This is a genomic window from Pedobacter sp., assembly GCF_045628745.1.
Classification (GTDB): domain Bacteria; phylum Bacteroidota; class Bacteroidia; order Sphingobacteriales; family Sphingobacteriaceae; genus Pedobacter.
Genome location: NZ_JAZQPU010000472.1, coordinates 1 through 5483, shown reverse-complemented (window position 1 = coordinate 5483; position 5483 = coordinate 1). Strand labels below are relative to the sequence as shown.

The following is a 5483-nucleotide window of genomic DNA, read 5'->3' as shown; positions in this document are numbered from 1 at the left end:
CGTAAAGCGTCCATGGCACGTTCTAATTTATTGTCAAGTTCCCAGGCGTTTACAGCATCAATTTTATCCTGCAATTCACCTTGTTTGTTCATCAGTTTCTCCATCTCATCAGGATTCTCATAAACTTCGGGCAAACCAAACTTTTCGTTGATTTCTTCGTATTCTTTAAGGATAGCGGTAATCTCTGCTACACCTTCTTCAACAACTTCTCTAACGGTTTTATTTTCATCAAGTTCAGGTTCCTGAGCCAGATAGCCCACGGTATAGCCTGGAGAAAAAACAACCTCTCCCTGGAAAGCTTTATCAAGACCAGCAATGATCTTTAAAACTGAAGACTTTCCCGATCCGTTTAAACCAATAACACCTATTTTTGCTCCATAGAAAAAAGAGAGGTATATATTTTTTAGTACTTGCTTCTGAGGGGGGTAAATCTTATTTACACCCGCCATTGAAAATATTATCTTTTCGTCTGACATTGTTATTTCTTTATATTAATTATATTAGTGGTATACATGAACATTGTTGTTGAAAAAGTTCATTGCTAAATTAAGTTTTGACTTTTTGAGCTGCTAAACTTTTGCCTTGCTAAATAGTCTGATAAAAGGCAGAAGTGCTAATGCCAAAATTGGATACAAAGATAGAAACAACGAGCCTATAACAAAGTGGTTTATTATTATATCATCAATTAGTTGATGAAATGAGAATCTACAGAATTGCCCACATTTTTGTATGAAAGTATAATGCCGTTATTTAATGGAATTCATGTATATTTTAGAAGTAAAGTATTTATTTTCAGCCTTTAAGACGGTTAGTATAAAAACTTCGTTAATATATATATGATGGTCTCGGCTGACAGAATTACTTCTCCTTGGGCAAATTGCGGCAATAAAGTCAGCAGTTAGTAAGTTTTATGAAATATAGGCAGGAGTAATCACTTTTTTGGTCCATATGGCTTAATTGTTGATAAAAAGTTATATCTGGTATACCATAATCAAAAGATTTTTATAGTTTAGGGTATTCTGGTTAAGAAAGGTAAATATGGAAGCTAAATTTTCACCACAAGTAAAAGACGTGATTTCGTTTAGCAGGGAAGAAGCCCTGAGATTAGGACACGACTACATAGGCGCAGAACATCTTTTATTAGGCTTAATTCGCGAAGGCGATGGTATGGCTATTAAGATATTAAAATCATTAGGAGTTGATACGACTAAACTACGCCGTTCTATTGAAGATGCTGTAAGAGGCACCTCCAGCGTGACTGTAAATCTGGGAAACATTCCCTTAACGAAACAAGCTGAAAAAGTTTTAAAAATCACTTATTTAGAAGCTAAGATCTTTAAAAGCGACTTGATAGGTACGGAGCACTTGTTATTGTCCATCCTGCGTGATGATGATAATATTGCTTCTCAAATTTTATTGCAATACAGCATCAATTATGAAATTTTTAAACAAGAAGTTGAAGTAAATAAAAACGGTTTCAGAGATGATCCTCAGAGCAGTGCCTCTACAGGTGATGATGATTACCGTGAAGAAGAAAGCTTCAGCAGTCCTAAAAAAGTTTCAGACATTAAATCTAAAACCCCTGTTCTAGACAACTTTGGCAGGGATTTAACGAAAGCTGCAGAGGAAGGTCGTTTGGACCCCATTGTTGGCCGTGAGAAAGAAATTGAGCGTGTTTCTCAAATTCTATCCCGTCGTAAAAAAAACAACCCTATCTTAATTGGTGAACCCGGCGTTGGTAAATCTGCTATTGCCGAAGGTTTAGCATTAAGAATTGTGCAACGTAAGGTTTCAAGGGTATTATTCAACAAACGCGTGGTTACTTTAGACCTTGCCTCTTTAGTGGCAGGTACTAAATACCGTGGTCAGTTTGAAGAAAGAATGAAAGCCGTGATGAACGAGCTTGAAAAATCTACCGATGTAATTTTATTTATTGATGAAATTCATACCATTGTTGGTGCAGGTGGTGCTTCTGGTTCGCTGGATGCCTCCAACATGTTTAAACCAGCATTGGCAAGGGGAGAAATACAATGTATTGGTGCCACTACTTTAGATGAGTATCGCCAGTATATTGAAAAAGATGGTGCCCTGGATCGTCGTTTCCAAAAGGTAATGATTGAACCTGCTACACCTGATGAAACCATTGAGATCTTAAACCGTATTAAGGAAAAATACGAAGATCACCATGGCGTAACTTATACTGATGAAGCTATACAGGCTTGTGTGACCTTGACATCCCGTTATATCACCGACAGGTTTTTACCCGATAAAGCTATTGATGCTTTAGATGAAGCGGGCTCAAGAGTACACTTGACCAACATTCATGTTCCTGAAAACATCATTGACATTGAAACCAAGATTGAAGATATCAAGGTGGAGAAAAATAAAGTTGTTAAAAGTCAGAAATATGAAGAGGCTGCTAAACTGAGAGATACTGAAAAGAATCTTTTAGAAGAATTAGAGCGTGCTAAAGCCGAATGGGAAGCGGAAACTAAAACTAAACGTTATACAGTTTCTGAAGACAATGTGGCAGAAGTAGTTTCTATGATGACCGGTATTCCATTGCAACGTGTAGGACAAACCGATAGCCAAAAGCTATTGAATATGTACGATACTGTGGCTACCAAAATTATTGGTCAGGAAGATGCCATCAAAAAGCTCACTAAAGCTATTCAACGTACACGTGCGGGATTGAAAGATCCTAAAAAACCTATCGGTTCCTTTATCTTCTTAGGACCAACTGGTGTGGGTAAAACAGAATTGGCTAAAGAGCTTGCTCGTTTCATGTTCGACAGTGATGATGCCTTGATTCAAATTGACATGAGTGAATACATGGAGAAATTTGCAGTTTCACGTTTAGTGGGTGCGCCTCCAGGCTATGTTGGTTATGAAGAAGGTGGCCAGCTGACTGAAAAAGTTCGCCGTAAACCTTATGCTGTCATTTTGTTAGATGAGATTGAAAAAGCTCACCCTGATGTCTTCAACATTTTGTTGCAGGTATTAGATGAAGGTCAGCTTACAGATAGTCTTGGTCGCAAGGTAGACTTTAGAAATACCATCATTATCATGACTTCTAATATTGGCGCACGCCAGTTGAAAGATTTTGGACAAGGCGTAGGTTTCTCTACCATAGCTAAAACTAACCAGGTTGATGCACACTCCAGAGGTGTTATTGAAAATGCTTTGAAACGTGCTTTCGCTCCTGAGTTTTTAAACAGGGTAGACGACGTGGTAGTTTTTAATACTTTAGGCAAAGAAGAAATCTTCAAAATCATTGATATTGAATTGAAATCTTTATTTGGCAGGGTAATGAGTTTGGGCTATGAAGTTAAGTTAACCGACAAGGCTAAAGAATTTATTGCCGACAAAGGATTCGACATCAATTTTGGTGCAAGACCGTTGAAACGTGCCATCCAAAAATACCTGGAAGATCCTATTGCAGAAGAGATTCTGAAAGGTGAGGTACAGCAAGGTGCAGTATTGGAAATTGACTACAATAGCGAAACTGAGCAAATTGTTGTGGTTAATAAAAACCCTAGCAAAAAGATAAAAGAAGAGGGCACAAGTCCTGAATAAAGGGTTTTAATTCCTAATTTAATTGATTCCGCTGTTTTACAACAGCGGAATTTTTTTGCCCTGATTTTCTTGGGTTAGTGTTTTTTTCTTGGTTTTAAGCTGTTGTTCTTGTATTTTTTCTAGATATTCTAAGTCATTTTGCTTTTATTCCTAGGTTTAAACTGTTGTTCTTGTGTTTGTCTAGATATTCTTGGATTTTGTGCTGTTATTCTTTTTTGTTCTTGCTTAATACAAGATAAGTTAAAATAAATGCAGCTGTGAACCAGGAACCCTGAATTGACTAGAGTCGAGTAACACGGGTTGTGTATTCAGCTTGTTGATTCTGCAGTGCAACTTAAAAGTATCACTGATCATTTGGGCAATATGACCATTGCCACGCATGCGTTGGCCAAACCTGCTGTCATTAACATGGCCACCATGGCAGCTTTGTATCATGTGCCATACTTTGTCAAAGCGATCTGGATAATTCTTTTTAAGCCAGTCTTCAAAGATGGGACCTATTGCGCCATTAAGCCTCACAATGGTATAACCTGCATTGCGGGCACCACTGTTGGCAATAGTTTTTAAAATCTGTGGTACTTCATGGTCACTTAAACCGGGTACTAAAGGTGCAACCATCACACCCATAGGGATGCCTGCCTGACTTAAGGTCTCTACAATTTTTAACCTTTGTTTGGCAGTCGTCGTGCGGGGTTCCATCTTAGCTCTTAGTTCTTCATTGAGGCTGTTGATGGATACATAAACCATACAGAGGTTTTTCTTCGCCATTTCCTGCAAAATATCCTGATCGCGTAAAACCAGGGCATTTTTAGTAATGATACCTATAGGCTGTTTATATTCGAGGGCGATCTCCAGCAGTTGGCGGGTGAGCCTGAATTTTCTTTCTGCAGGCTGGTAACAATCTGTATTTCCCGATAGGGAGATGACACTGGCGTCCCAGTTTTTCTTCTCCAGGAATTTTCTGAATAGTGCGGGAGCCTCCTTTTTAACGATGATTTTACGCTCAAAATCTAGCCCTGCACTAAAGCCCCAGTATTCATGCACATTACGCGCGTAACAATAAGTGCAGCCATGCTCACAACCCTGGTAGGGGTTAAGCGAATAGGCCATGCCTACGTCAGGGCTCTCCACTTTGTTAACTACCGATTTTGACTGGCCAAAAATAAAGGATGTTTTGGTGTTTTCTACTTCCCAGTCGTCAATACCTTCCACATGTTCCTGCACATAATCATTCTTGAGGAAATGATTATGCGGATTTAATTGTGCCCCACGACCTTTTAAGTAATTATCCGGTTTTTCTTCATCACTGCTCATGTTATAAAATTACTAAAATTATTAGCAATTTTAACTATTTTTTAGCAGGATTATAAATATAATCCATGGGCACCATGTCGGCTATTTTCTCATAAGCCCAGAAACCCTCATAAAGGAACGATTTAGGCTGATAAATTCCGCCCGAAGCATAGAAATGTACAGGGCCCTCCATCATTTGTACCACAGAGATTTGGTAATTTGGCATATCTAGTGGTCGGGCTACTGAATGCCCGGATGTGTTGGTGTAATCATTGGTTTCCCGCTCCTTGGTATAAATCACATAAAGATCATCCTTATAGTTAATGGTTTTTAAGTCTTTATAGCGTTGTGTAACCAAGGTATCTGTTAACACCTCGCTGCGGTTCAAGGTGCTAATTTTCTTAGGCATCTTTTTAATCGTTGCCCAATAGGTCAGTGAATCGTTTTCTGCAGAGCCTAAGCGAATGACGCCATGTTGTGCTTTTTTAAGTCTGGTGATATTGGCATCGATCAGGCTGTCGGGAGGTCTTCTATCGTTTTTGATTTTGACCAGCTTATTGATCACGAAGCCTTCTTCCTTGGTCGTTCCTTTGTAAAGTGATTTAAAAAAATGC

General features: G+C 38.7%; 3 protein-coding genes and 1 pseudogene. 1 reads left to right on the top strand and 3 read right to left on the bottom strand.

Going from position 1 to position 5483, the window contains the following annotated elements; genetic code table 11:
- Positions 1–476 (bottom strand): ATP-binding cassette domain-containing protein (locus tag ACR2F7_RS17035; RefSeq protein ID WP_432714732.1); only part of this gene is annotated, 476 nt, incomplete at its 3' end.
- Between the two features lie 562 nt (positions 477–1038).
- Between ACR2F7_RS17035 and ACR2F7_RS17030 the strand changes: the two genes are divergently transcribed.
- Positions 1039–3576 carry an ATP-dependent Clp protease ATP-binding subunit gene (locus tag ACR2F7_RS17030; protein ID WP_432714731.1) on the top strand — a complete coding sequence of 846 codons (2538 nt, stop codon included), beginning with the start codon at positions 1039–1041 and terminating at the stop codon, positions 3574–3576.
- Between the two features lie 240 nt (positions 3577–3816).
- Here ACR2F7_RS17030 and ACR2F7_RS17025 read toward each other — a convergent pair whose 3' ends face one another.
- The gene (locus ACR2F7_RS17025) at positions 3817–4890 is read right to left on the bottom strand and encodes a PA0069 family radical SAM protein (protein WP_432714730.1); all 1074 of its coding nucleotides are present in this window, start codon (positions 4888–4890) and stop codon (positions 3817–3819) included.
- Positions 4891–4924: 34 nt separating this feature from the next.
- A pseudogene (locus ACR2F7_RS17020) lies at positions 4925–5483 on the bottom strand (carboxypeptidase-like regulatory domain-containing protein); the annotation flags it as partial.